At 66.5% G+C, this 23,495-nt stretch carries 21 protein-coding genes; 17 read left to right on the top strand and 4 right to left on the bottom strand.

Going from position 1 to position 23,495, the window contains the following annotated elements:
- Window positions 1-295: 295 nt before the first annotated feature.
- The 3 genes from mltB (at window position 296) to ACCQ01_RS18855 (ending at window position 4,118) form a co-directional block, all read left to right on the top strand.
- Window positions 296-1,435, top strand: coding sequence for a lytic murein transglycosylase B (mltB, locus tag ACCQ01_RS18865; protein ID WP_228431346.1), 1,140 nt, complete (start codon window positions 296-298; stop codon window positions 1,433-1,435).
- On the top strand, window positions 1,432-2,778 hold the full coding sequence (locus tag ACCQ01_RS18860) for a septal ring lytic transglycosylase RlpA family protein (protein WP_228431344.1): 1,347 nt from the start codon (window positions 1,432-1,434) through the stop codon (window positions 2,776-2,778). The genes mltB and ACCQ01_RS18860 overlap by 4 nt, the downstream gene beginning before the upstream one ends.
- 128 nt (window positions 2,779-2,906) lie before the next feature.
- Window positions 2,907-4,118, top strand: a complete 1,212-nt coding sequence (locus tag ACCQ01_RS18855; protein WP_014509007.1) for a D-alanyl-D-alanine carboxypeptidase family protein — start codon at window positions 2,907-2,909, stop codon at window positions 4,116-4,118.
- A 129-nt stretch (window positions 4,119-4,247) separates the two neighbouring features.
- On the opposite strand, the gene ACCQ01_RS18850 is transcribed toward ACCQ01_RS18855, so the two are convergent.
- Window positions 4,248-5,309, bottom strand: a complete 1,062-nt coding sequence (locus tag ACCQ01_RS18850; protein ID WP_228431342.1) for a lipid A deacylase LpxR family protein — start codon at window positions 5,307-5,309, stop codon at window positions 4,248-4,250.
- Between the two features lie 243 nt (window positions 5,310-5,552).
- Between ACCQ01_RS18850 and ACCQ01_RS18845 the strand changes: the two genes are divergently transcribed.
- From ACCQ01_RS18845 to ACCQ01_RS18830, 4 genes are all read left to right on the top strand, one after another.
- Window positions 5,553-5,831: a YbeD family protein gene (locus ACCQ01_RS18845; RefSeq protein WP_016944387.1), complete on the top strand. Its 279-nt coding sequence runs from the start codon at window positions 5,553-5,555 to the stop codon at window positions 5,829-5,831.
- Complete coding sequence (gene lipB / locus ACCQ01_RS18840; protein WP_228431340.1) at window positions 5,819-6,517, top strand: lipoyl(octanoyl) transferase LipB; 699 nt, start codon at window positions 5,819-5,821, stop codon at window positions 6,515-6,517. Before ACCQ01_RS18845 ends, lipB begins: the two co-directional genes overlap by 13 nt.
- Window positions 6,518-6,531: 14 nt before the next feature.
- A complete protein-coding gene (gene lipA / locus ACCQ01_RS18835; protein ID WP_040940637.1) occupies window positions 6,532-7,545 on the top strand; it encodes a lipoyl synthase in 1,014 nt (337 codons plus the stop codon).
- Window positions 7,546-7,768: 223 nt separating this feature from the next.
- Window positions 7,769-9,952: a carboxy terminal-processing peptidase gene (locus ACCQ01_RS18830; RefSeq protein ID WP_011038548.1), complete on the top strand. Its 2,184-nt coding sequence runs from the start codon at window positions 7,769-7,771 to the stop codon at window positions 9,950-9,952.
- Between the two features lie 109 nt (window positions 9,953-10,061).
- Here the strand turns inward: ACCQ01_RS18830 and ACCQ01_RS18825 are convergent, their stop codons facing one another.
- A complete protein-coding gene (locus tag ACCQ01_RS18825) occupies window positions 10,062-10,805 on the bottom strand; it encodes a sulfite exporter TauE/SafE family protein (protein ID WP_228431338.1) in 744 nt (247 codons plus the stop codon).
- A gap of 88 nt (window positions 10,806-10,893) precedes the next feature.
- On the opposite strand from ACCQ01_RS18825, the gene ACCQ01_RS18820 reads away from it, so the two are divergent.
- Window positions 10,894-11,799: a LysR family transcriptional regulator gene (locus tag ACCQ01_RS18820; RefSeq protein WP_228431428.1), complete on the top strand. Its 906-nt coding sequence runs from the start codon at window positions 10,894-10,896 to the stop codon at window positions 11,797-11,799.
- 81 nt (window positions 11,800-11,880) lie between these two features.
- Here ACCQ01_RS18820 and ACCQ01_RS18815 read toward each other — a convergent pair whose 3' ends face one another.
- Complete coding sequence (locus ACCQ01_RS18815; RefSeq protein ID WP_228431336.1) at window positions 11,881-12,747, bottom strand: endonuclease/exonuclease/phosphatase family protein; 867 nt, start codon at window positions 12,745-12,747, stop codon at window positions 11,881-11,883.
- Window positions 12,748-12,928: 181 nt separating this feature from the next.
- Between ACCQ01_RS18815 and ACCQ01_RS18810 the strand changes: the two genes are divergently transcribed.
- From ACCQ01_RS18810 to gnd, 8 genes are all read left to right on the top strand, one after another.
- Complete coding sequence (locus tag ACCQ01_RS18810) at window positions 12,929-13,984, top strand: bifunctional nicotinamide-nucleotide adenylyltransferase/Nudix hydroxylase (protein WP_011038544.1); 1,056 nt, start codon at window positions 12,929-12,931, stop codon at window positions 13,982-13,984.
- A gap of 60 nt (window positions 13,985-14,044) precedes the next feature.
- Window positions 14,045-15,451 carry a nicotinate phosphoribosyltransferase gene (locus ACCQ01_RS18805; RefSeq protein ID WP_115575876.1) on the top strand — a complete coding sequence of 469 codons (1,407 nt, stop codon included), beginning with the start codon at window positions 14,045-14,047 and terminating at the stop codon, window positions 15,449-15,451.
- Entirely contained in the window at window positions 15,429-16,574 is a 1,146-nt protein-coding gene (locus ACCQ01_RS18800) for a hypothetical protein (protein WP_161960586.1), read from the top strand. The genes ACCQ01_RS18805 and ACCQ01_RS18800 overlap by 23 nt, the downstream gene beginning before the upstream one ends.
- Window positions 16,567-17,631: a DNA methyltransferase gene (locus ACCQ01_RS18795; protein ID WP_228431333.1), complete on the top strand. Its 1,065-nt coding sequence runs from the start codon at window positions 16,567-16,569 to the stop codon at window positions 17,629-17,631. Before ACCQ01_RS18800 ends, ACCQ01_RS18795 begins: the two co-directional genes overlap by 8 nt.
- A gap of 74 nt (window positions 17,632-17,705) precedes the next feature.
- Entirely contained in the window at window positions 17,706-18,473 is a 768-nt protein-coding gene (locus ACCQ01_RS18790; RefSeq protein ID WP_228431331.1) for a DUF2242 domain-containing protein, read from the top strand.
- 125 nt (window positions 18,474-18,598) lie between these two features.
- Complete coding sequence (locus ACCQ01_RS18785) at window positions 18,599-18,976, top strand: glycine zipper 2TM domain-containing protein (protein ID WP_011038539.1); 378 nt, start codon at window positions 18,599-18,601, stop codon at window positions 18,974-18,976.
- An 83-nt stretch (window positions 18,977-19,059) separates the two neighbouring features.
- Complete coding sequence (locus tag ACCQ01_RS18780; RefSeq protein WP_228431329.1) at window positions 19,060-20,433, top strand: hypothetical protein; 1,374 nt, start codon at window positions 19,060-19,062, stop codon at window positions 20,431-20,433.
- Window positions 20,434-20,455: 22 nt separating this feature from the next.
- Window positions 20,456-21,397: a phosphogluconate dehydrogenase (NAD(+)-dependent, decarboxylating) gene (gene gnd / locus ACCQ01_RS18775; RefSeq protein ID WP_228431327.1), complete on the top strand. Its 942-nt coding sequence runs from the start codon at window positions 20,456-20,458 to the stop codon at window positions 21,395-21,397.
- A 121-nt stretch (window positions 21,398-21,518) separates the two neighbouring features.
- Here the strand turns inward: gnd and ACCQ01_RS18770 are convergent, their stop codons facing one another.
- Window positions 21,519-22,577 carry an oxidoreductase gene (locus ACCQ01_RS18770; RefSeq protein WP_014508989.1) on the bottom strand — a complete coding sequence of 353 codons (1,059 nt, stop codon included), beginning with the start codon at window positions 22,575-22,577 and terminating at the stop codon, window positions 21,519-21,521.
- Window positions 22,578-22,726: 149 nt separating this feature from the next.
- On the opposite strand from ACCQ01_RS18770, the gene ACCQ01_RS18765 reads away from it, so the two are divergent.
- On the top strand, window positions 22,727-23,098 hold the full coding sequence (locus ACCQ01_RS18765) for a BON domain-containing protein (RefSeq protein WP_014508988.1): 372 nt from the start codon (window positions 22,727-22,729) through the stop codon (window positions 23,096-23,098).
- Window positions 23,099-23,495: the final 397 nt, after the last annotated feature.

Genomic DNA, 23,495 nt, shown 5'->3' with positions numbered 1-23,495 from the left:
GCCTGGACGTACTGCTTTCAGACGATGTAGCCCAGCCAGGTACGCCCGGGAGCTGGCCGCACCTGGTGATGTACGGGGCAGGGTGATGCCAGACGCCGCACGCGGCAGCCGCGACCGGCATTCGCAGCAACCAGGCCCATTTGTTCGCTTTCCCAGTTCGTCCATGCCCATGACCGCTCGCCTGCAGTCGCAGCGAGGTGTGCCAGTGCTGCGCCCTGCCTTGACAAGACCTAAAGTTCTTGCGTTTCATGGCCTTATTGCCAGAAGTTCATCTGGTCTCTGTTACCCTCGGCCGATGATTCGACGCACACTGACCTGCCTGCTCACCCTCGGCCTAGTCGCTTGCGCGACCCAGCCCAGCCCTCCACCTGCGCCGCCGGCCGCCAGCGCGCCGCCGGCCAAGCCGCCGCTTGCTCCGGCTTCGCCCGCCAGTGCGGCGGCCGAAGCGCCGGCCTTGCCGCCGGTGGACCTGACCCCGGTGCCGTTCGAGATCGCACGCGCCAACTTCGTGCGTGACACCTCGGCCAAGTACGGCATCGACGCGGCGCAGATCGAAGCGGTGCTGGCACAAGCCCAATTCAAGGATGCGATCGTCACCGCGATGTCGCGCCCGGCCGAGCGGGTCAAGCCGTGGAACGAATACCGGCCGATGTTCATCACCCAGGCGCGCATCGACGGCGGCCGCAAGTTCCTGGCCGAGCATCGCGCCGAGCTGAGCAAAGTCGAAGCCGCCACCGGTGTTCCAGCGCAGGTGATTGTGGCCATCATCGGGGTGGAAACCAGCTACGGCAGCAACGCCGGCAAATACCGTGTGCTGGACGCGCTGTACACGCTGGCCTTCCGCTACCCGCGCAGCGGCGACCCGGCCAAGCTCGAACGTGAAGTGCGCCGCGAGCTGTTCTTCCGCGATGAACTCGGCCAGCTGTTCGCACTCGGCAAGGAAGAGCAACTCGACGTCACCAGCCTGATCGGCAGCTATGCCGGCGCCATGGGCATGGGCCAGTTCATGCCGTCCAGCTACCGCCAGTTCGCGGTCGACGGCGATGCCGACGGCAAGCGCAATCTGTTCACCGATCACAACGACGTCTTCGCTTCGATCGCCAATTATTTCGTCAAGAAGGGCGGCTGGGTGCGCGATGGTCAGGTCGCGGTGCCGGCCACGTTGGCTGCGGGGCGCGAGGAGTTCAACCCCACCGACTGGTCGCCGGTGTACACGCTGGCCGATCTATCCGCGCGCGGCTACCAGCCCAACGCGCCGGTGGTTGCCGGCAGCACCGCCACGCCGATCACGCTGGACGATGCCAACGGCAAGCAGTACTGGTTGGGCTTCCAGAATTTCTACGCGATCACCCGATACAACATTTCCAAGATGTATGCGATGGCCGTGTTCCAGCTGTCCGAGGCCATCGCCGGCAAGGAGTTACCCCCGGCATGAACAGCAGCACAGGTCCCAAGTGGCTGATCCCGATGGCATTGATGCTCGGGCTGGCGGCCTGTAGCAGTGCACCGAAGAAAACCGCCGGTAGCGCCGGCAATGGCGCGATCAAGGGCATCAAGGTAGAGGGCAAGGGGCCGGCGCATGTCGCCACCGGCTGCCCGTCCACCTCGCCGTACGCCGCCGCCAAGGAAGACCCCTCCACGCGCGGCGACTACACCGCCGGCGGCCTGTACAAACCCGGCGTCAAGGACTCCACCCCGGACCACGTGCCCAACGTGGCCTGCATTCCCGAGCCGCTGGTCAGCAACGAGCCGCGCTCGGCGGTGGGAAATCGCTCGCCGTATGAAGTGCTGGGCAAGCGCTACGTGGTGATGGACAACCCCGGCGACTATGTCGAACGCGGCACCGCCTCGTACTACGGCAGCAAGTTCCACGGCCGGCTGACCTCCAACAAGGAGGTGTACGACATGTACGCCTTCACCGCTGCGCACAAGACCCTGCCGCTGCCCAGCTTCGCGCTGGTGACCAATACCGACACCGGCGACTCGGTGGTGGTGCGCGTCAATGACCGCGGCCCGTTCCACGATGGCCGGGTCATCGACCTGAGTTACGCCGCTGCGGTGAAGCTGGGCATCACCGGCAAGGGCACCGGTAATGTCGAGGTACGCGGCCTGACCGAGGCCGACAACGCCAATCTGCTGGCCAAGCGTCGCAGCGGCATCGCGCCGATCGCCACCGTGGCCGCGGCCAAACCGGCTGCCAGCAGCCAGATCGACAGCCTGGTGCAGCAGCTGCCCGCCCGCGGCACCCCAGCGCGTGCGCCCGCCACCGGCACGGCCGCCGCGCCGGTGCCGATGGGCGAGCGCTGGCGTTACCGGGTGGCCGATTCGCGGCAGCCCGGTAATGCCGACAATTTCGATGCGTGGATGAAGTCGCAAGGTGTGCGCGTGGCCACCGGCAAACCGACAGCGGCCACGCCGCGCCCGGTCGCTGCCGCCGCCGTGGCAACCACGGTGGCGGTGGCCAGGACGCCGGATGCTCCGCCAGCGCCGCCTCCCGCCGCTCCGGTCGTCGTTGCCAAGCCGCCGACCGCCGCCGAAGCCGCGCTGGGCGACATCCTGTTGCAGGTCGCCAGCTTCGCCAGCCGCGAGAACGCCAACCGCGCGCTGTCGCAGCTGGCCTCGGCCGGCATTGCCGGTGCCAGCGTCAGCGACATCGTCAGCGGCGGGCGCACCCTGTGGCGCCTACGCGTGAACGCACGCGACCACGCCAATGCCTCGGAAATCGCGCAGCGCATTGCCGGGCTGGGCTTTGGCCGCCCGCAAATCGTGGCCAACTGAGCGCCCTGCGCGCCTGAGCGGGGCTGAACTTCGGTCAGGCGCGACGCCGGTGCGCATCGCCCTGATCGCTGTGGCCCCTTACAATTTCGTATTACCCAGCCTTCGGGCCCGTCAGGAGTCGTTCTTCAATGAAATTCCGCTTCGCCGCCGCTGCCGTGGCCACGTTCGCGTTCGGCCTGGTCTGCGCACAGACCCCTGCGCCGCAGCCGACCCCCGCCGCTGCCGCGCCGACCGCTCCGGCGGCATTGCCGGTTCCGCCGGCACCGGCACCGGCCGTGTCCAAGTCCTGGATCCTGATGGACTACGCCACCGGGCAGGTGCTCGCCGGTGAGAACATCCACCAGGAACTGGCGCCGGCCAGCATCACCAAGGTGATGACCTCCTACGTGGTGGCGGCCGAGATCAAGAACGGCAAGATCAGCCGCGACGACCAGGTCATGATGAGCGAGCGCGCCTGGCGCGAGGGCGGTGCCGGTACCGACGGCAGCTACAGCGGCTTCCCGGTCAACCAGACCGCGCGTCTGGAAGACATGGAAAAGGGCATGGCGATCCAGTCCGGCAACGATGCCGCGATTGCGCTGGCCGAGCATGTCGCCGGCAGCGAAGAAGCCTTCGCCTCGCTGATGAACAGCTATGCCGCCAAGATCGGCATGAAGAACTCCTACTTCGTCAACGCACATGGGTTGAGCGCCGAGGGCCACCATTCCAGCGCCTACGATCTGGCCATGCTCGGCCGTGCGATGGTGCGCGATTACCCCGAGACCTACGCCTACAACAAGATCAAGGAGTTCCAGGTCGGCACCATCAAGCAGAACAACCGCAATCTGCTGTTGTGGCGCGACCCGGCCGTGGACGGCATCAAGACCGGCCACACCTCCGAAGCCGGCTACTGCCTGCTCAGCTCGGCCAAGCGTGGCGACCAGCGGCTGGTGGCCGTGGTCATGGGCGACACCTCCGAGCGCCAACGCGCCGATGACAGCCTGGCGCTGCTCAACTGGGGCTTCCGCTTCTTCGAGACCCACAGCCTGTACGCACCGGGCAAGGTCGTGACCAAGCAGAAGGTCTGGAAGGGCGAGCAGGACGAAGTACAACTGGGCGTGGCCCAGCCGCTGCTGGTCAGCCTGCAGCGCGGCCGCTACAACGACCTCAAGCCCAGCATGGAAGTGGCCAAGAACCTGCAGGCGCCGATCAAGAAGGGCCAGCAGGTCGGCACCGTCAAGGTCAGCCTGGAAGGCAAGGTCATCGCGCAGGCACCGCTGGTGGCGATCAACGCGGTGGAAGAGGGCGGGTTCTTCAAGCGCCTCTGGGATGCCTTCTGGATGTGGTGGGAATCCGAATAACAAAAAAAGCCGGCGAAAGCCGGCTTTTTTGTTGAATCGGGAGTGGGGAATCGGGAATCGCAAAAGCGGCGCGCCGCTCCTGCTGTTCCCATTCCCGATTCCCGATTCCCGATTCTCTATTCCCAGCCCTCAAAGCATCCGGCTGATCGTGAAACTGCCATACACCGGGGTCTCGCGCTGGGTCTCGAACTCGCGGGTGCGGTGGTAGCGGGCGATGGCGAACTTCCAGCGGCCGTACATCACCGCCAGACCGTAGCCGACATCGCCGACGAACGGGCGCTTGTCCACGCTGTGGCTGTTGCGGAAGGTGTTGCCGTCCAGGGTGATGTCGCGGATCACCCAGCGCGCATCGGTGGTCAGGAACAGATGCCCGGACCAGCCACTCGCGCGGCCCAGGCGGCTGGGTGCGGTGTTCTCGCCGGCCGGGCGGGTAGGCGTGCTGCCGAAGTCATCCGGCAGCTTCCAGCCGAAGCGCACTTCGCCGCCGGCATTGAGATGGGTCGACATGTTGCCCAGCGACCCGCCCCAATGCGAAATCGCGTCCCAGCCCCAGCCGTCGGCGTTGACCGTGGCGTCGCCTGGCCAGCGGCGCATGCGCTCGTGCACGAGGTTGATCAGCAGCTCGTTGTGCAGCTGGTTGTCCCAGCCCTGGAATTTCTCGTCGCCCAGCGCGTCGTGGATGGCGTCCTGCGCTTCCTGCGCGAAGGCCCACGGGCCGACCACGCCGATCTGCAGCTGCGTGGTACGCAGATGCGCGTCGTTACGCGCGTTGTAGCCGAAGCTGGCGAGCAGGATGCCCGCGTACGGGCGGTCGTCCGGAATCACGTCGCGGCGGGTGTAGTCGGTCGGGGTAAAGATCGCCTGGCCGACCGAGAACACCATGTTCTGCTGATCGAACTCGCCCGGGTGCAGGCGCTCCAGATAGCTGTTGACCCAGCGCGCAGTGCGCGGCAGACAAGGGTCGTCGGTGTAGTCGACCAGGTTCGGCGAAACCAGCGTCAGCAACGCGCCGTTGGAATAGCCCTGGTCCTGGTCTTCGCCACCGAACAGGTCGTTGTCGACCCGGAAATTCACTGCCGGCGGCGTACGACCCAGTCGGCTGGAATCGCACTGGTCGGCCGCCAGCGCGGGCAGCGCCAAGCCGGTGAGGGAAAGCAACAAGGCAGCGGACAGCGCGCGCGGTCGGAGCATGGAGGACCCGGAGCAAGAGGGACAGGATGCGGCAAAGGTGCCTGCGGCCACTGCTGCGCCGCGTGAACATGGGCTAATGACGCAAAGGTGGAGGTGGATACCCATGCCACAAGCATCAGGACTGGATAGATGTGTTCGCTCTGGCAGACCAATCTCCGCAATGGCATGCAAGCGGGATTGCGAAACTCGCTCAGCGGGGCCGGCGGGGTTGGGTTTGCCGCCAGGCGGCCCGATAATGGGCGGATGGAAATCAGCTCCGACAACCCCGATCACGGCTTCCAGTTTCCCGGCACCTTCGAGCTCAGCGCCATGGGCACGGCCGAGCGCGGGCTGGAAACCGAACTCCCGCGCCTGCTTGCCGCCACCGGCGTTGAACTGCTGGAAGAAAGCATCAGCTGGAAGCACTCCTCCAGTGGCAAATACGTCTCGGTCCGGATCGGCTTTCGGGCCGACACCCGCGAGCAGTTCGACGCCGCGCATCAAGCGCTGCGGGAGCATCCGGAAGTGAAGTGGACGCTGTAGCGGCCGAGCCTGTCGTGGCCCCGGTGTTGCCCTTGCCGGCGCAGGTCCGCGACCTGGGCATGCAGGACTACGCCCCGGTCTGGCGTGCAATGCAGCGTTTCACCGATACACGTGACGAGCACACCGGCGAGGAGCTGTGGGTAGTCGAGCATGCGCCGGTGTTTACCCTGGGGCAGGCCGGCAAGCCCGAGCATGTTCTGGCTCCGGGCGAGATTCCGGTGCTGCAAGTGGATCGCGGCGGGCAGGTGACCTACCACGGCCCTGGCCAGCTGGTGGTGTATCCGCTGCTGGATCTGCGCCGGCTCAAGATCGGTGTGCGCGACTATGTGTGCAAGATCGAGCAGGCGCTGATCGATACGCTGGACGAGTGGAACATTGTGGCCGAGCGCCGCGATGGCGCGCCTGGCGTGTATGTGGGCGGGGCGAAGATCGCCGCGCTCGGCATCCGCGTACGCCGCGGCTGTACCTTCCATGGGCTGTCGTTCAACGTGGCGATGGACCTGGAACCGTTCCACCGCATCAACCCGTGTGGCTACCAGGGTCTGCAGGTGACCTCGGTGCTAGACTTGGGCGGCCCCTCCGGGATGGACGCCGTCAAGGCGGTGCTGCTCGACCAGCTGGCGCGCCAGTTCGGCCTCGTGTTGCAGCCCACCTCCGCATTGCCCGACCTTTCGCTTCCGGCCTGAGCGCCCGTACCGTCATGACCCAGCCTATCGCCCGTTCCATTCCCTTGCAGGTCGTCTCCGGCGACACTGCCGCACCTGCGTCGCTGCAGACCGGCGTCAAGCAGATCGGTGGCGACAAGATCAACCGCTCGCCGGTGCAGTTCGTCGACGCGCCGGTGCTGCGCAAGCCGTCGTGGATCCGGGTACGGATCCCGTCCGGCAACGCGGTGCAGAACCTCAAGGCCAAGCTGCGTGAAAACCGCCTGGTCACGGTCTGCGAAGAAGCCAGCTGCCCGAACATCCACGAGTGCTTCAGCCACGGCACCGCCACCTTCATGATCCTGGGTGAGGTGTGCACGCGGCGCTGCTCGTTCTGCGACGTGGCGCATGGCCGGCCCAAGCCGCCGGATGCGAGCGAGCCGGCCAGCCTGGCCACCACCGTGGCCGACATGGGCCTGAAGTACGTGGTGGTGACCAGCGTGGACCGCGACGACCTTCGCGACGGGGGTGCCCAGCACTTCGTCGACTGCATCTCGGCGATCCGCGCCAGCGCGCCCAAGACCCGGATCGAGATCCTGACCCCGGACTTCCGTGGCAAGGGCCGCATGGACCGCGCGCTGGAGATCCTGGCCACCAGCCCGCCGGACGTGTTCAACCACAACATCGAAACCGTGCCGGACCTGTACCCGAACGTGCGCCCCGGTGCCGATTACCAGTGGTCGCTGACGCTGCTGCAGCGCTTCAAGGCGCAGCACCCGACCATCGCCACCAAGTCCGGCATCATGCTCGGCCTGGGCGAAACGATGGAGCAGGTGCAGGCCACCCTGCGCGATCTGCGTGCGCACGATGTGGACATGATCACGATCGGGCAGTATCTGCAGCCCACGCCGCACCACCACCCGGTGATGCGCTACTGGACGCCGGAGGAATACAAGGCGCTGGAGGACTACGGCAATGCGCTGGGCTTCAGCCATGTGGCGTCCGGCCCGATGGTGCGTTCTTCGTACCACGCCGACCGCCAGGCTGCCGGTGCCGGCGTCGCCGCCTGAGCCCAACCGCATTGGTGTGTGCATCACGGCCCTGCGCAGTGCGCGGGGCCGTGTCGTATCCGGGCCAGCGCGCCGAGGGTACGGGCGCGTTCACAATCTGCTACATGCCCGGAGCTAGGCTGATTCAGCCAGCGGATGACAACGCCAGCAACTTTCGGCACTGTCATGCTGTCACATCCGATCACAGCCCTTCTTTCATCGGCCCCGTGCCGAGAGCCATTCGATGACCTACAACGTTTCTGCGTCCCTGAAGGCCGGCCTGCTGGCACTGGTGCTCACCACTCCGATGGCATTGCTGGCGCGTGCGGACACGGCGCTGCCTGCCGCGGCCACGCCCGAACAGGCGACGGCGACCAAACTGGTCTACGGGCTGCTCTCGGACAGCCGGTATGCGTATCGCCCGCGTACCCTCGACGAGGCGATGTCCAAGGACGTCTTCAAGCGGTATCTGGAGACGCTGGACGGCGGCAAGCAATTCTTCACCCAGGCCGATGTGGATGCGTTCGCGCCGCTGCAGGCCGGCGTCGGTGACGCGCTGCGCGGCGGCAATCTGGAGCCGGCGTTCCAGGTGTTTTCGGTCTACAAGAAGCGTGTCGATCAGCGCGTCAAATACGCGCGCGAACTGCTCAAGCAGGATTTCGATTTCACTGGCAGCGAGAAGTTCGAGTACGACCGCAAGGACGTGCCATGGGCGGCCGACGACAAGCAACTGGACGTGCTGTGGCGGCAGTCGGTGATGAACGACTGGCTGCGCCTGAAGCTGGCCGGCAAGAAGTCGGACGACATCCGCAAGACGCTGGACAAGCGCTATGCCACGCTGGCCGATTCGGTCAATGAACTGAAGGGAGAAGACGCGTTCCAGTTCTTCCTCAACGCTTATACCAATGCAGTTGACCCGCACACCGATTACTTCACGCCGCGCACGGCCGAAACCTTCAATCAGCAGATGTCGCTGTCGCTGGAAGGCATCGGCGCGCAGCTGCAGAAGCAGGACGACATGGTGGTGATCCGCGAGGTGATCCCGGGTGGTCCGGCCGCGGTGGACGGCACGCTCAAGCCGGGCGACCGCATCGTTGGCGTTGGCCAGGCCAAGAGCGGCGCCATCGAAGATGTGATCGGCTGGCGCATCGATGACGTGGTGGCCAAGATCCGCGGCAGCAAGGACACCCAGGTGCGCCTGGAGTACATTCCGGCCGAGCTGGGCATCGACGGCACGCACCGCACCGTAACTCTGACGCGTCAGAAGGTGCGCCTGGCCGAACAGGCCGCCAAGGGCGAGACCATCACGCTGCCGGCCAGTGGCGACGTGCCGCAGCGCCGGATTGGCATCATCAAACTGCCGGGCTTCTACCAGGATTTCGAAGGCCGTCGCCGTAACGCGGCCGACTATGCCTCGGCCACCCGAGATGTCGCCAAGCTGCTGGCGGGCTTCAAGTCCGACAAGGTCGACGGCGTGGTGCTGGATCTACGCAACAACGGTGGCGGTTCGCTGGACGAAGCGATCGAGCTCACCGGGCTGTTTATCGAGCAGGGCCCGGTGGTGCAGGTGCGCGAATCCGGTGGCCGGGTCACCGTCAATGGCGACAGCAACCCGAAGGTGGCCTGGGATGGCCCGCTGGGCGTGCTGATCAACCGCGGCTCGGCTTCGGCGTCGGAAATTTTTGCTGGTGCCATCCAGGACTACGGCCGCGGCCTGGTCATTGGTGAAACCACCTTCGGCAAGGGCACGGTGCAGAACATCGTTGACCTGGACCGCTGGCCGGCCGCCGAAGGGCAGCGTTATGGGCAGGTCAAGCTGACCATTGCGCAGTTCTTCCGCGTCAGCGGCTCCAGCACCCAGCACAAGGGCGTGGTGCCGGACATCGCATTCCCGGCCAGCGTGGATGCCACCGAATTCGGCGAAAGCACCTACGACAACGCGCTGCCGTGGACGCGCATTGCCGCCGTGCCGCACACCCAGTACGGCAACTTCGCCCCGCTGCTGCCAAAGCTGCAGACCTTGCACGCCACGCGCATCGCCAGCGACAAGGAATTCCAGTGGTGGGAAGAGGACGTCAAGCAGTTCCGTGACGAGAAGGCCAAGAAGTACATTTCGTTGAACGAAGCCGAGCGCGTGGCCGAACGGCAGAAGCAGGATCAGCAGCGCAAGGACCGCCAGCAGGTGCGCAAGCAGCTGGGTCTGCCGCTGGACCCGCTGGCCGACGACAGCGACGACGGCCTGACCGGCAACGAGCGCGACATCGTCAAGGACACCGCACGCGAGAAGGCCGCTGAAAAGCGTCCGGATCCCCTGCTGCACGAATCGGCGGCCATCCTGGCCGATGCGCTGGGGTTGTTGTCCAAGGACCAGCCGCTGTCGGCGCAGGTGCTGCCGCAATCGACGGCACCGGGTCGCTGGGCTGACTGATTGCCTGCGTCATTGATGGGTGAGCAACGCCACCGCTTGTCGGTGGCGTTTGTTTTTGAGGCGGCGCATCGGTTAGCGATACATGCACGCACCGACTGTTCGCAGCAGATCAGGTCAGCGCCTGCCAGCAGGCCTGCAGGCCGAGCAGCAGCAAAGTGCCGAAGAACACGCGCCGGAACATCTCGGTGGAGATGCGTCGCCGCACCCGGGTGCCGGCCCACACGCCCAGCGCTGTTGGCAGCAGCGCCAGTAGCGACGGCACGCCCGCCGATAGCGGCACGCCGCCCTGCCAGACCAGCGCGATGGCCAGGGCAAGCGTTGCGGTACCAAAACAGGTGGCCAGTGCGCGGATCAACAGTTCGCGTGGCAACCCCAGCGCGGCGAAATACGGCGCTATCGGCAGCACCACCACGCCAATGGCGCCGTTGAGCAGGCCGCTGATCAGGCCGGTCAATGGGCTGGCCCAGCGTTCATGGCGTGGTGGCAACGTCCACTGCCAGCGGGAAAGCCCCAGCAACGCATAAGCCACCAACAACACGCCGAGCGCGGCACGCAGGGTGCGCGGGTCGCCACCGATGATCAACCCGGCAGTTAGCCAGGTGCCCACGCTCATCAGTGCCAGCAGGGGCCATAGTCGCCGCAACAGTGCACCCGGTGCCGGCCCCCAGGCCTGCTGCAGATTCGTCACCAGCGAAGGCAGCACCAACAACGCGGCGGCCTGGCTGGGTGGCAGCCACAGCCCGAGCAGGCCCATGGCCACGGTCGGCAGGCCCATGCCGGCCACACCCTTGACCCCGCCAGCCAGCAGGAACACGCCCGCGATCAAGAGCCAGTGCAATGCATCGTCATTCATGCCGGGCAGGATCCTGCCGCCGGGGCGAGGCGGCAAGCTGTCTTTGTTTGAGGCAGACTTCGTCCACACCGAAGGCTGGGGCTGCGCGATGCAAGTGGAGTTCGTCGATCTGCGGATTTTCGTGGCAGTGGCCGACACCGGCAGCATCACCGCCGGTGCCGAGCGCGTGGCGCTGTCGCTGGCCGCCGCCAGCGCCCGCATTCGCGCGCTGGAGCTGCAGGTGGGCGCTGCGCTGTTCGAGCGTGGCCGACGTGGCGTGACGCTCACCGCCGCCGGGCAGGTGCTGCTGCGACACGCGCGGGTGCTGGCCCGACAGGAGCAGGCGATGCGCACCGAGCTGGGCGACTACGGTGCGGGTGGGCAGGTCACCCTGCGGCTGGCTGCCAACACGGCCGCGCTGTCGGAATGGCTGCCCGAGTGCGTGGCCGACTTTCTGTTGGCGCATCCCCGCGTGGACCTGACCCTGGCCGAGTGGGGCAGTGAGGGGGCCGCCGATGCGGTGCGCGAGGAGCGCGCCGATCTGGCGGTGGTCGCCGGGCATGCGGATTTCACTGGCTTGCAGCGGCGCCCGTTCCGCCACGATCAATTGGTGGTTGCGGTGGCGGCCCTCCATCCGCTTGCCGGCGCGGACACGCTGCGCCTGGCCGATATCCAGGACATGCAGTTGTTGGCGTTATCGGCCGACAACGCCTTGCAGCGTCATCTGCGTACGCACCTGGCGCGGGCTGGCGTGCACCTGCGCATTCGCGCGCGCGTACCGGGGATCGAAACGCTGTGCCGCATGTTGGCGCGCGGCGTCGGCGTGGCGATCGTGCCGCACGCGGCGCTGGCGTGTTCCAGCGTCCGCCAGCAACTGGTGGCCGTGCCGCTGGACGAACCCTGGGCACGGCGTGAGTTGTCCATTGTCTGGCGCGATACGCCATCGGCTGCCTTGCAGGCGTTGCTGGAATGGCTGCAGGCAGGCGCGGCGCAGGCGGGCATCCGGCCACCGTGATTGCCGGCTGCTTCGCAGGCATCGGTGCGATCGCTCCGTGCGCGCCGATGCCTGCGAAGCATTTGATTGAAGCGCGTGCTTTCAGCGCGGCCAGGCAAACTCGGCGAGCACCGGATAATGATCCGACGGCAACACGCCGCCGGGCCGGTCATCCAGAGTGGTGAACTGCGTTGGGGTCAGCCCGCGGAACAGGATCCAGTCGATCCGCCGGGTGGGGTGGGTGCTGAAATCCTGGAAGGTATTCTCCGGCCCGCTGCGCTTGGGCGCCTTCGCGCGTGCGTCGCCTAGCACGGCGGTGAGCGTGGGGTAGGTGATCTTGTCCGGGTCGCTGTTGAAGTCGCCGGTCAGCACCACCGGAATATCGGCCGGCAATTGCGCGATGCGCGACAGGATCAGCCGCGCGCTGTGTTCGCGCGCGGGTTCGTCTTCGTCGCGGTATGGGAAATGCGTGTTGAACAGGTAGAAGCGGCGCTTGTCGCTACGGCGCTCGAACAAGGCCCAGGTGACCATGCGCGGCAACACGTTGCCCCAGGTGATGCTGCCGGCCACCTCGGGCGTATCGGACAGCCAGAAGTTGCCCGATTCCACCACGTTGAGCGTGCGCGTGTCGTAGAACACGCCCATGTGTTCGTCGCTGTCATCGCCGCGCCGTCCCTGGCCGAACCAGCGGTAGTTAGGTAACTGCGCGGTGAGATAGCCGGCTTGCTCGCTGACCAGTTCCTGGGTGCCGAACACATCCGGATGCGTCTGCTTGATCACGCTGACCATCGCACCGCGACGCGCCTGCCAGCGTTTGTCGCCATCGGTATCGACGGGCACGCGCACATTGAATGACATCACACGCAACGGCGTGATTGGCGCTGCGGCAAGTGCCGGAAAGGCGATGCACAGCAGTGCAAGGGTGGCAAGCAGGCAGCGCGTCAGCGCGCGCGTGGTCAGGCGTGGCATGCAGGCGAATTCCTGAAGAACAGAGTCGCCAAGTCTAGTCAGCAATGATGACCGCTGTGTCATGGCAACGCCGGTGTTTGCCGATGCAATCGCGCGCTTGACGTCGCTGCGCATCGGCGTAGCATTTGCCGCAAGCCAGCGGACAGACCGCTGGCTGACCACGCAACCGTGAGGGATTCTCATGGCAACACCGTACGACTATCTCGTCTTTATCGGGCGTTTCGAGCCCTTTCATAACGGCCACGCCGCCGTCGCCCGCCACGCGCTGGGCAAGGCCCGCAAGCTGATCGTGCTGATCGGTTCTGCCGATACCCCCCGCACCATTCGCAATCCGTGGACCGTCGCCGAACGCGCGGTCATGATCCAGGCGGCATTGCCCGACGATGCCGAACGCCTGATCCTGCGCCCGCTGCGCGACCATCTGTACAACGAAAGTCTGTGGATTGCCGAAGTGCAACGGCAGGTGGCCGAAGCCGTGCAGGCCGATGGCGGCAGTGCCGATGCACGTGTGGGCCTGATCGGCATGGACAAGGACGCCAGCAGCTATTACCTGCGCGAATTTCCGCAATGGCCGCTGGAGGATGTGCAGCACACCGCCACGTTGTCGGCTACTGAACTGCGCCGCTATCTGTTCGAAGCCGGCGATATCGGCTTCCATGGTGGGCTGTTGATGTTGCGCGGCAATGTGCCGGCGCCGGTGTACGACATGCTCGAAGCCTTCCGTCGCAGCTCACCGAGCTACGCGCAGCTGGTGGCCGAATTCCGCTTCATCGAACAGTACCGCGCTGCCTGGAAGGACGCGCCGTATGCGCCCACCTTCGTCACCACCGATGCGGTGGTGGTGCAGGCCGGCCACGTGTTGCTGGTGCGTCGTCGCGCCGAGCCAGGCAAGGGCTTGTGGGCGTTGCCGGGCGGGTTTGTGGGGCAGGACGAAGGCCTGCTGGACAGCTGCCTGCGCGAGTTGCGCGAGGAAACCCGGCTCAAGGTGCCGCTACCGGTCATCAAGGGTTCGTTGCGTGCGCGGCAGGTGTTCGATCACCCCGAGCGCAGCCTGCGCGGGCGCACCATCACCCATGCGTTCCACTTCGAATTTGCCGCGGGCGAATTGCCGGCGGTGCGTGGCGGCGACGATGCCGACAAGGCGCGCTGGATCCCGATCGCCGAGGTGATGGCGATGGGGCCGCGGCTCTACGAAGACCATCTGCATATCCTTGAATTCTTTCTGGGCCATGGCTGAGCCATGACCTCCCGCTGGCGGACAGACCGCCGGCCCTCCCGACGCGAAGGAGCTTCCGTCATGCATTATCTCGACAACCTGCTGCTCAACACCGACAGCTACAAGGCCAGCCACTGGCTGCAATATCCGCCCGGCACCGATGCCTCGTTTTTCTACGTGGAATCGCGCGGCGGCGTGTACGACCAGACCGTGTTCTTCGGCCTGCAGTCGATCCTGAAAGAAGCGATCAACCGCCCGGTGACGCACGCCGACATCGACGATGCCAAGGCGTTGCTGGCGGCGCATGGCGAGCCGTTCAACGAGGCCGGCTGGCGCGATATCGTCGACCGCTTGGGTGGGCAGTTGCCGATCCGCATCCGTGCGGTGCCCGAAGGCTGCGTGGTGCCCACGCACAACGTGCTGATGACGATCGAATCCACCGACGCCAAGGCGTTCTGGGTGCCGTCGTATCTGGAAACCCTGCTGCTGCGCGTGTGGTATCCGGTGACCGTGGCCACGGTGAGCTGGCAGGTGAAGCAGATCGTGCGCGATTTCCTGCAACGCACCAGCGACGATCCCGAAGGCCAGTTGCCGTTCAAGCTGCATGACTTCGGTGCGCGTGGCGTGTCCAGCCTGGGCTCGGCCGCGCTGGGTGGCGCGGCGCACCTGGTGAACTTCCTCGGCACCGATACTTTATCGGCGTTGTTGCTGGCGCGCGCGCATTACCACACGCCGGTGGCCGGTTATTCGATCCCCGCGGCCGAGCACAGCACCATCACCAGCTGGGGGCGCGAGCGCGAAGTCGATGCATACCGCAACATGCTCACGCAGTTTGCGCGGCCGGGCGCGATCGTGGCGGTGGTGTCGGACAGCTACGACATCTACCGTGCCATTCGCGAGCATTGGGGCACCACGCTGCGCGAGGAGATCATCGCCTCCGGTGCGACCGTGGTGATCCGCCCGGATTCGGGCGACCCGGTGGATGTGGTCGAGCAGTGTCTGTTATTGCTGGACGAGGCGTTCGGCCATCAGGTCAACGGCAAGGGCTACAAGGTGCTCAACCACGTGCGGGTGATCCAGGGCGATGGCATCAATCCGCAGTCGCTGCGCGCCATCCTCGAGCGCATCACCGCTGCCGGATATGCGGCCGACAATGTCGCCTTCGGCATGGGCGGTGCGTTGCTGCAGAAGGTGGACCGCGACACGCAGAAGTTCGCACTGAAGTGCTCGGCGGTGCGCGTGGATGGCGCATGGATCGATGTCTACAAGGACCCGATCACCGATCAGGGCAAGCAGAGCAAGCGTGGCCGGCTGACGCTGCTGCGCGACCGTGCAACGGGCCAGTACCGCAGCGCCTTGCTCGACGAGGTCGCCACGCACGCGGGCGACAGCGACGATGCATTGGTCACGGTGTGGGAGAACGGCCGGATGCTGCAGGAATGGACGCTGGAGCAGGTGCGTGCACATGCAGACGCTGCCCGGTTGTGAGGCAGGTGCGCAGGCCAGCGCGGCGCTGACACCGGAGCAGCCCAGCACGCAGGTGACAGCGGCGTCGGTGCTGGCCACCCTGCGGGCTGCCGCACCGGCGATCGAGCAGCGGGTGCCGGCTGCCCACGATGCCGACCGTTGGCATGCACTGGAGATCGGCGGGCGCCGGTATCGCGCGGCGCTGCCGATCACGTTGACGCCCTACGCCTCGGTGCGGCCGTGTTCGGCGCGCTGCGGCTTCTGCTCGGAGAATCTGCGCTCGCAGTCCGGCGGTGTGGCGGCCGCGCAGCTGCGGCCAGGGCCGGCGTACTTCGACCACTTGCAGCAGGTGCTGCAGCTGCTGGCTGGGGTGCCGTTGTCGTATTCGTTGTCGGGTCTGGAAATGACCGACGATGCGGCATGGCTGCAGACCCTGCTGCAGACGCTGGCGCACACGCGCAACGGGCCGCAGGTCGCGCAGCGGGTGCTCTACAGCAATGGCGCCGGGTTGGCGCGCAGCCACGGGCAGGCGTTGATCGATGCGTTGGTGGACTTTGATCTGTCGTGGATCGAGCTGTCGCGCCATCATCCGCTGCAGGCCGGCAACGACGCGATCATGCGCTTCCGCCCGGACGAGCCGATCGCACAGGTGGACACGTTCGTGCACACCGCCAATCGGTTGGCACTGCGCGTGCCGGTGCGCTTGGTGTGCATCGTGCAACAGGGCGGTGTGGATACCGCGCAGGAGATCGCCCGTTATCTGGAGTTCGCGCGACGCTGCGGCGCCAGCCAGGTGATCTTCCGTGAGCTGTCGCGGCTGGATGCCGGCTACCGCACCAACGGTACCGTGCGTTACATCGAGCAACGGCGCATCGGCGTGGAGACCTTGCTGGCCGAGTGCATGCAACAGCCGTGGTGGCCGGGCTGGACGCTGGACGGCATGACCCAGGGCTACTACTTCTGGAACGTGCGGCTGCGCGATGCGCACGGCATGCACGTGGTGTTCGAAAGCGCGGACTACGCCGCCATGCATGCCCGCCACGCCAGCGGCGATCTGTACAAGTTGGTGTTCTTCGCCAATGGCCGGCTGTGCGCAGGCTGGGACCCGGATGCAGACATCCTGTGGGAGCCAGGCCATGGATGAATTCGATCAGCGCAGCTGGTGGACGCCAGCGCCGGACGATCCGGCCTGGGCGCTGCCGGACGACCTGCGCGCCACCGATCCCTTGCACGGGCGCGACTGCGGCTGGGTCAATCAGATGCGCCCGTTCGTGCGCCATTTCAGTGCGCCGGGGCAGCAGGTGTTCGACCCGTTCTGCGGGTTCGGCAGCACCTTGCTCGCGGCCGCGTTGGAAGGCCGCCAGGCGCATGGCATGGAGATCGACCCGGCACGTGCCGTAGTGGCACGCGAGCGCTTGCGGCGGCACGCGGTGCAGGCGCCGGTCGTGGTGGGCGGGCTGGCGCAGGTGCCGCCCGCCGCGCCAGTGGACCTGTGCCTGACCAACGTGCCGTATTTCGGCTGCCACTGGTCCGGGCAGGTAGCGCCCGGCCAGCTGTATGCCAGCACCGATTACGCCAGTTATCTGGCCGGCTTGCGTGCGGTGTTCCATGCGCTGCGTCGCCAGCTGCGGCCAGGCGGCTTCGGCGTGGCGATGGTGGAGAACGTGGTGCTGGACGGGCAGCTGGTGCCGCAGGCCTGGGACCTGGGGCGCATCCTGTCCAGCCTGTTTACGCTGCCCGAGGAGCGGGTGCTGTGCTATCCACGCGCCGGCGGGGTGCTGGCGCAGGGCGACACCGCCAGCAACCGCAGCCACGAATATGCGCTGATCTTCCAGCACTGCCGCAGCCGCCTGGATCTGCAGGCCGCCGCGCAGCTGCTGCAGGCGCTGCGCGACCAATGCATGTCCGTCACCCCGCATGGCAGCTACGCACGTTGGCTGCAGGCGCCCGAACAGGTGCCCGATGGCCCGGCCGATCTGGACCTGATCGTGCCCGGCGAGCAGGCGGTCTGGGACCGGCTGACCCACTGGCTGCACGCGCAGGGCTTCGCGCTGAGCCTGTGGGGCGCGCCATGTCTGCCCGCCGTGCCGTTGGCGATGGTGGCGGCGCACCACTATCTGCGCGCCGAACGCCTGGACGCCGATGGCCGCCGCCTGCAGGTGGACCTGCAACTGCCGATGGATGAACCCGCGCAGCCCTGAGCGGCGGACGCGACACCGCGCGCACATGGGTTGCGGCTATGCTCTGTGCCGGTTTTGGATGCCGGAATTTACCCATGTCTTGTTCTTCCCTGATTGCGCGCGGCGCGTTGCTTGGCGCATTGGCGGCTCTCGCCGGTTGCGGTGGCAGCAAAGGCGACACCATGCTGATGCGCGAGTCGTTCAATTCCGACGACACCTATTCGCGCAACGTCAGCGCGACCTCGCCGCAGGCGTGCGAGGCGGCGCGGCGGGTGCTGTTGAGCCAAGGCTGTGCGGTCACGCGCGCCGATGCCGCCGCCGTGGAGGGCAGCAAGAACTTCCAGCTCAAGGAAGCCGACCAGAGCGAGCAGCTCAATCTGCGCATTTCCTGCGCCGGGCAGGACGGTGGCACCGCGCAGGTGTTTGTCAGCGCGCTGCAGGACCGCTATGCACTGAAGAAGAGCTCGACCTCCGCCAGCGTGGGCGTGGGCGTGCTGGGCTCGCTGTCGGTGCCGGTCGGCAGCAGCGGCGATTCGCTGGTGCGTGTGTCCAGCACCACCGTGCAGGACGCGGCCTTCTACAAGCGCTTCTTCGAGCGGTTGAATTCGTACCTGCCGAAGGTGGCCGAATCCACGCCGGCTTCGGCGGCACCTGCACCAGCGCATGCAGCTGCGTCTCCGGCGCCAGCGCCAGCAACGCAGCCAGTGCCCACCACGACAGCGCCGGCAACCACTGCGTCGCCGCCGGCAGCAATGCCGACCAGCGTTGCGCAGCCGCCTGTCGCGCCGCTGCCGGTTGAAGCGCAGGACCCGCCGCCCGCACCAGCCCCGGTGCCGCAGGGCGAGCCCGCAACGCAGCCGTGACGGTGCATTTCACGCTCCGCGCTGAAGCCTGAATAGCGGGGTGTTCGCTTCACGTACTGTTCTCGAGCGACTGGCCAGAGTGCAGCCATGGCTCGCCGAATGGGCGAGAACGATGGAGACGTACGATGAAAATGCACACTTCCCTGATGGGTATGTCCCTGATCGCTCTGATGGCGACGAGCACCTTCGCGCAGGCGCAAAACTACTCGCAGCACCGGTACACGACGGCAGACGAAGGCCGCAGGTTCAATGACGGTACCCGCGTGCGCTGCAAGAACGTCGAAGTGCAGAAGAATTCGCGTGACCCGAACCGCATCGCCGGCACTGCAACTGGCGCCATCGTCGGCGGTCTGCTCGGCAACCAGGTAGGCGGTGGTAACGGCAAGAAGGCCGCAACCGTGCTGGGTGCGGTAGCAGGCGGCGCGGCAGGCCGCACGATCCAGGGCAACAGCCAGCAAAATAATGGCGATCGCCGGGTTGAACGCGTCTGCGAGCGTCGTTGAGGCTGAGCGACTGAACGCCACGAGCCCCGGCCCTGCCGGGGCTTTCTTTTGCCCGTGCCGCCGTGCGGATCTACGCTCGATCAATGCCGCCTCGCATGACTTTGTCTCCCACTCCCGTTGAGCGACGCCTGCACGCACGGCGCAGCGCGCGCGTTGTCTGTGCGGCGGTCTTGTTGGGTGCGCAGCTGCTGCAAAGCGTGTTGGCGGCGCCCAGTCCAACAGCCGCCGGGGCCGATGCCGATTGCGTGGAGGTGTTGTTGCGGCGGATGGGCTGGCGGATCGAGCAGGCATCCATCGCGGCACCGGTGATCGCACGTGGCCTGCCGTGTACGCGCGGCACCTTGGTGCAGGCGCAGCAGGCAGGCGATTTGCACGCCGTGCTGCCGGCGCAGTGGAACGCGCAGCAACGCGGCGATGCCTTGCGGGCGCTGCTGGACGATCCCGCCACGCAGTGCGCGTACGCGTTCGAGCTGGGTGCGGCCACGCAACGTGCAGTGCGCAAACTGCAGGACAACCCGCGTTATCGCTTTTCGGCAGTGCAACTGGGCTGGATCGGTTTTGGCTGGCGTGGCGCTGCCGTGCAGGGATGGAGTGGATTCAAGAGCTTCGGTCGCGGCTATCAGCCAAGCGGGAGCAACGCGCAGGCGCTGGATGCGTTCTATCGCGGCCAGGTGCGCTCCGAATGCGGGGTGGGCCGGCAAGTGGCGCAGCTGGCCACGCAACGCGAACTCTATGGCGATGCAGGCTTCGATACGGTCTTTAGCGCGGGCGAGCTGTCGATCGGCACATTTTTGACCTTGCACGACACCGACAGCATTTTGCTGGGTGCGCACGCCGGCGAGTTTTTCGCCGATGGCAAGGCGGTCAAGACTGCGCAACTGGGGCGCCAAGCCTTCGTGGGGGCGCCTGGCTTCATCGCGCATGTGTTCGACAAGGCGTATCTGGACGACATCCACAACCAGGCCGAAAACTTCGTGGTGGTGGATGTCAGCGATGCGGCTGCGCAGGTGCTGGCACGCCGCGGTGGCTTTGCGTACTACGACGCGCGCAACCGTCAGATCTGGGAGTTGGCCAAAGAGTTGCGCGGGCCCGGCCGGCGGCGTTTCGAGCGGCTGTTGTACGAACGCGACGCCGCGCTGCGCGCCAGCCTGGATGCGCATCAGCAGGCCCGTCTGCAGGAGCTGCTTGCGCTGCTGGACGACCCGTTCTACCAGGGGTTTCAGGTTTACGTGCACCCCAAGGGCGTCAAGCCGATCGGCTACCACGTGGCGCGCCTGCTCGACCGTAACCCGCGCACGCCGTATGCCATCGACCTGACCCTGCACAACCTGCGCAGCACCCTGTACTGGCGCTGGATCGATTGGCAGCTGCAGCAGTGCGCGGCCGGTCACGCGCTGGAACAATCCATTGAGAATTCCGCCACGCCGTTCTACGCGCCGCGTGGCACCCTGCACTGATCAGATGACACGAGGAGTGACTATGGAACTGGGTATGGTGGGACTGGGCCGCATGGGCGCCAACATGGCCGAGCGGCTGGTGCGCGGCGGGCATCGCGTGCATGGGTTCGATCTGGGCGCTGCGGCACGCACCAGTGCGCAATCCAAGGGCATCCAGACAACCGACGCGCTGGCCACGCTGGTCTCCGCACTGCCGAGTCCGCGTGTGGTGTGGCTGATGGTGCCGGCCGGCAAGATCGTCGACGACACGCTGGCGCAACTGCTGCCGTTGCTGCAGGCCGGCGACATCGTCATCGACGGCGGTAATTCGTATTACAAGGATTCGCAGCGCCGCGCCGCGCAGCTGCAGTCCAGCGGCATTGCGTTTGTCGACTGCGGCACCAGCGGTGGCGTGTGGGGCCTGCAGGAAGGCTACAGCCTGATGGTGGGCGGCGACGAAGCGGCGGTGGCCACGTTGCATTCGGTGCTGGCCACGTTGGCACCGGCGCCGGACAAGGGCTGGGGACGGGTGGGCCCGAGCGGTGCCGGCCACTTCACCAAGATGGTCCACAACGGCATCGAGTACGGAATGATGCAGGCCTATGCCGAAGGCTTCGCGCTGCTGCAGCACAAGACCGATTTCGCGCTGGACCTGCACCAGGTTGCCGAGATCTGGCGCGATGGCAGCGTGGTGCGTTCGTGGCTGCTGGACCTCACCGCCGATGCGCTGGCGCACAACCCGACCATGGGCGGCATTGCGCCGTATGTGGCCGATTCTGGCGAAGGCCGTTGGACGGTGGCAGAGGCCATCGACCTGGAAGTCTCCGCGCCGGTGATCACCTTGTCGCTGATGGAGCGGTTGCGGTCGCGCGACAAGGATTCGTTTACCGACAAACTGCTGGCGGCGATGCGCAATCAGTTCGGTGGGCATGCGGTGCTGACCACTACGCCAACCCCGCCGCCGATCGGCAGCAAGGACGCCTGATCCGGCCACGAACGTGCGCGCCACGCTTGGCGTGGCATGCATGTCTGCTCAACAACAGCGTGTGCGCGTGGCAGCAGCCGCGCGCGGTGAGCGCCGCACCGCCTCTGCCGGGCCTTGGCGCTCAGTCGCTACTGTTGCCTTCCAGCCAGAGCACCTGGCCCAGCGCGGCACTGCGTTGCGCCAGCTCCAGCAGCTCCATCAGCCGCACCGCATCCGCTGCACTGACCGGCGGCGGTGCGGTGCCGGCCATTGCGTCGCGGAAGGCCGCATAGCAATGGCGGTAGTCGCCGGGCACGCCATCGGGCTGATGCGTGTGCACACGGCCTTCGTCGTCCACGCGGGTGAGCGTGCCGGGCAGTGGGTCCATGCCCCAGCCGGCGGTGCCGGGCCGGCGGCCGGCACGCAACTGGTCTTCCTGCGTATCGGCGCCATGCTTGAGATAGCTGCCGCGCGTGCCGTGCACGGCAAAGCGCAGGCTGCCGTCGGCCACCAGCGAGCCGGCGTGCAGGATCACCCGCAAGCGGGGATAGCGCAGCACCACGTTGAAGTAATCGTCGCTGCGCGCCTGCGTGCGCTGGCGCTGCAGGTCTGCGCTGATCGCCTGCGGCATGCCGAACAACTGCAACGCCTGGTCCAGCAGATGCGGCCCCAGGTCGTACCACAGCCCGGCGCCGGGGATATCGCTTTCGCGCCAGCGGTCGCGTACCTGCGGGCGATACCGATCGAAGTGCGAATGGAACTCCACTACCTCGCCCAGCTGGCCGTCTTCGATCAAGCGCCGCACGGTGAGGAAGTCCGCATCCCAACGGCGGTTCTGGAACACGCTGACGATCTTGCCGGCCTCTGCGGCGGCGTCCACCACGGTGCGGGCCTGCGCGGCATCCAGGGCGAAGGGTTTATCCACCAGCACGTGCTTGCCGGCGGCCAGCGCCTGCAGCGCCATCGGCGCATGGGTCTGGTTCGGCGTGGCGATGACCACCGCATCCAGTGCCGGGTCGGCCAGTGCGGCCTCCAGGTCGGGCAGCACGCGCACCTCGGGGAAGTCGGCCTGCGGCTGCTGCGGCTTGGACGACACCACGCTGTGCAACTGCAGACCAGGCGTGCTGGCGATCAGCGGTGCGTGGAAGGTGCGGCCAACATAGCCATAGCCGACGACGGCCAGATTGAATGGTTTAGGCATTGAAAACGATTCACCGCAACGCTGGGGAAGACCTGCATGGTATTGCACCCACCCGTGTGCGCCGGGTTCACGAACTCTGCATCCAGCGGTCACATCCGCGCGACGGCTGGGCTCGCAGACTCGCCCCACACCCAACGGAGGGTAATCGGATGAACACCATGACGCATGCACGCAAGTTGTTGGCTCTGTCGCTGTCGCTCGGTCTGACGCTTGGCGCGTCGCAGGCATTTGCCGCACCGCAGGAACACGCAGACCACAAGGACCATGCCGCCGGCATGAACGAGTCCAAGAAGCCGGTCACCGACACCTGGATCACCACCAAGGTGAAGGCCGATCTGCTGGCCACCGACAATGTGTCCGGCACCGACGTCAAGGTCGAGACCAAGAACGGCATCGTGACCCTGACCGGTAGCGTCGCCACCAAGGCCGAGCATGACAAGGCCGTGGCTGTTGCCAAGGGCATCGAGGGCGTCAAGAGCGTCAAGTCGACCGGCCTGAAGGTCACTGCTGCAAAGATGTAAGCAGCAGGCACGCATGCCGGGCCGGCCGAGGCGAGGCGGCTGCCCGACACGAGGCGCACTCTTACGGGAGTGCGCCTTTTTTTGTGCGTGGGATGTCGAAGGCTGAGGGCGGGCCATGCCTGCTGACAGGCAGCGCACGCATCGACATTGCGTGACGGCCTTCGCGTTGCTCGATGTGAAGTTGCCAACGTCCGATGGCCGCCTGTGCTCGGTGAGGGCGGGGCGCTGGGGCCGCCACGCACACGGGTGCCCTGAAGGCAATCTGCACGCGCAACCGTGGAGCAGCGCCACGGGTGCTGGCGCCTGATCGCTCGTCAGGGCAGGTCTGGGGCGGTTGGTAGCAGGGCGTAGAGCACCTCGAATACCGCCGGTCGGCTGGGCCAGTTCTCGCGCCGTT

Origin of the sequence: Xanthomonas sp. NCPPB 4037, from assembly GCF_041475695.2 — a bacterium.
GTDB classification, from domain to species: Bacteria; Pseudomonadota; Gammaproteobacteria; order Xanthomonadales; family Xanthomonadaceae; genus Xanthomonas; species Xanthomonas campestris.
The sequence above is the reverse complement of the archived record's forward strand: the minus strand, read 5'-3'. Positions and strand labels throughout refer to the sequence as shown.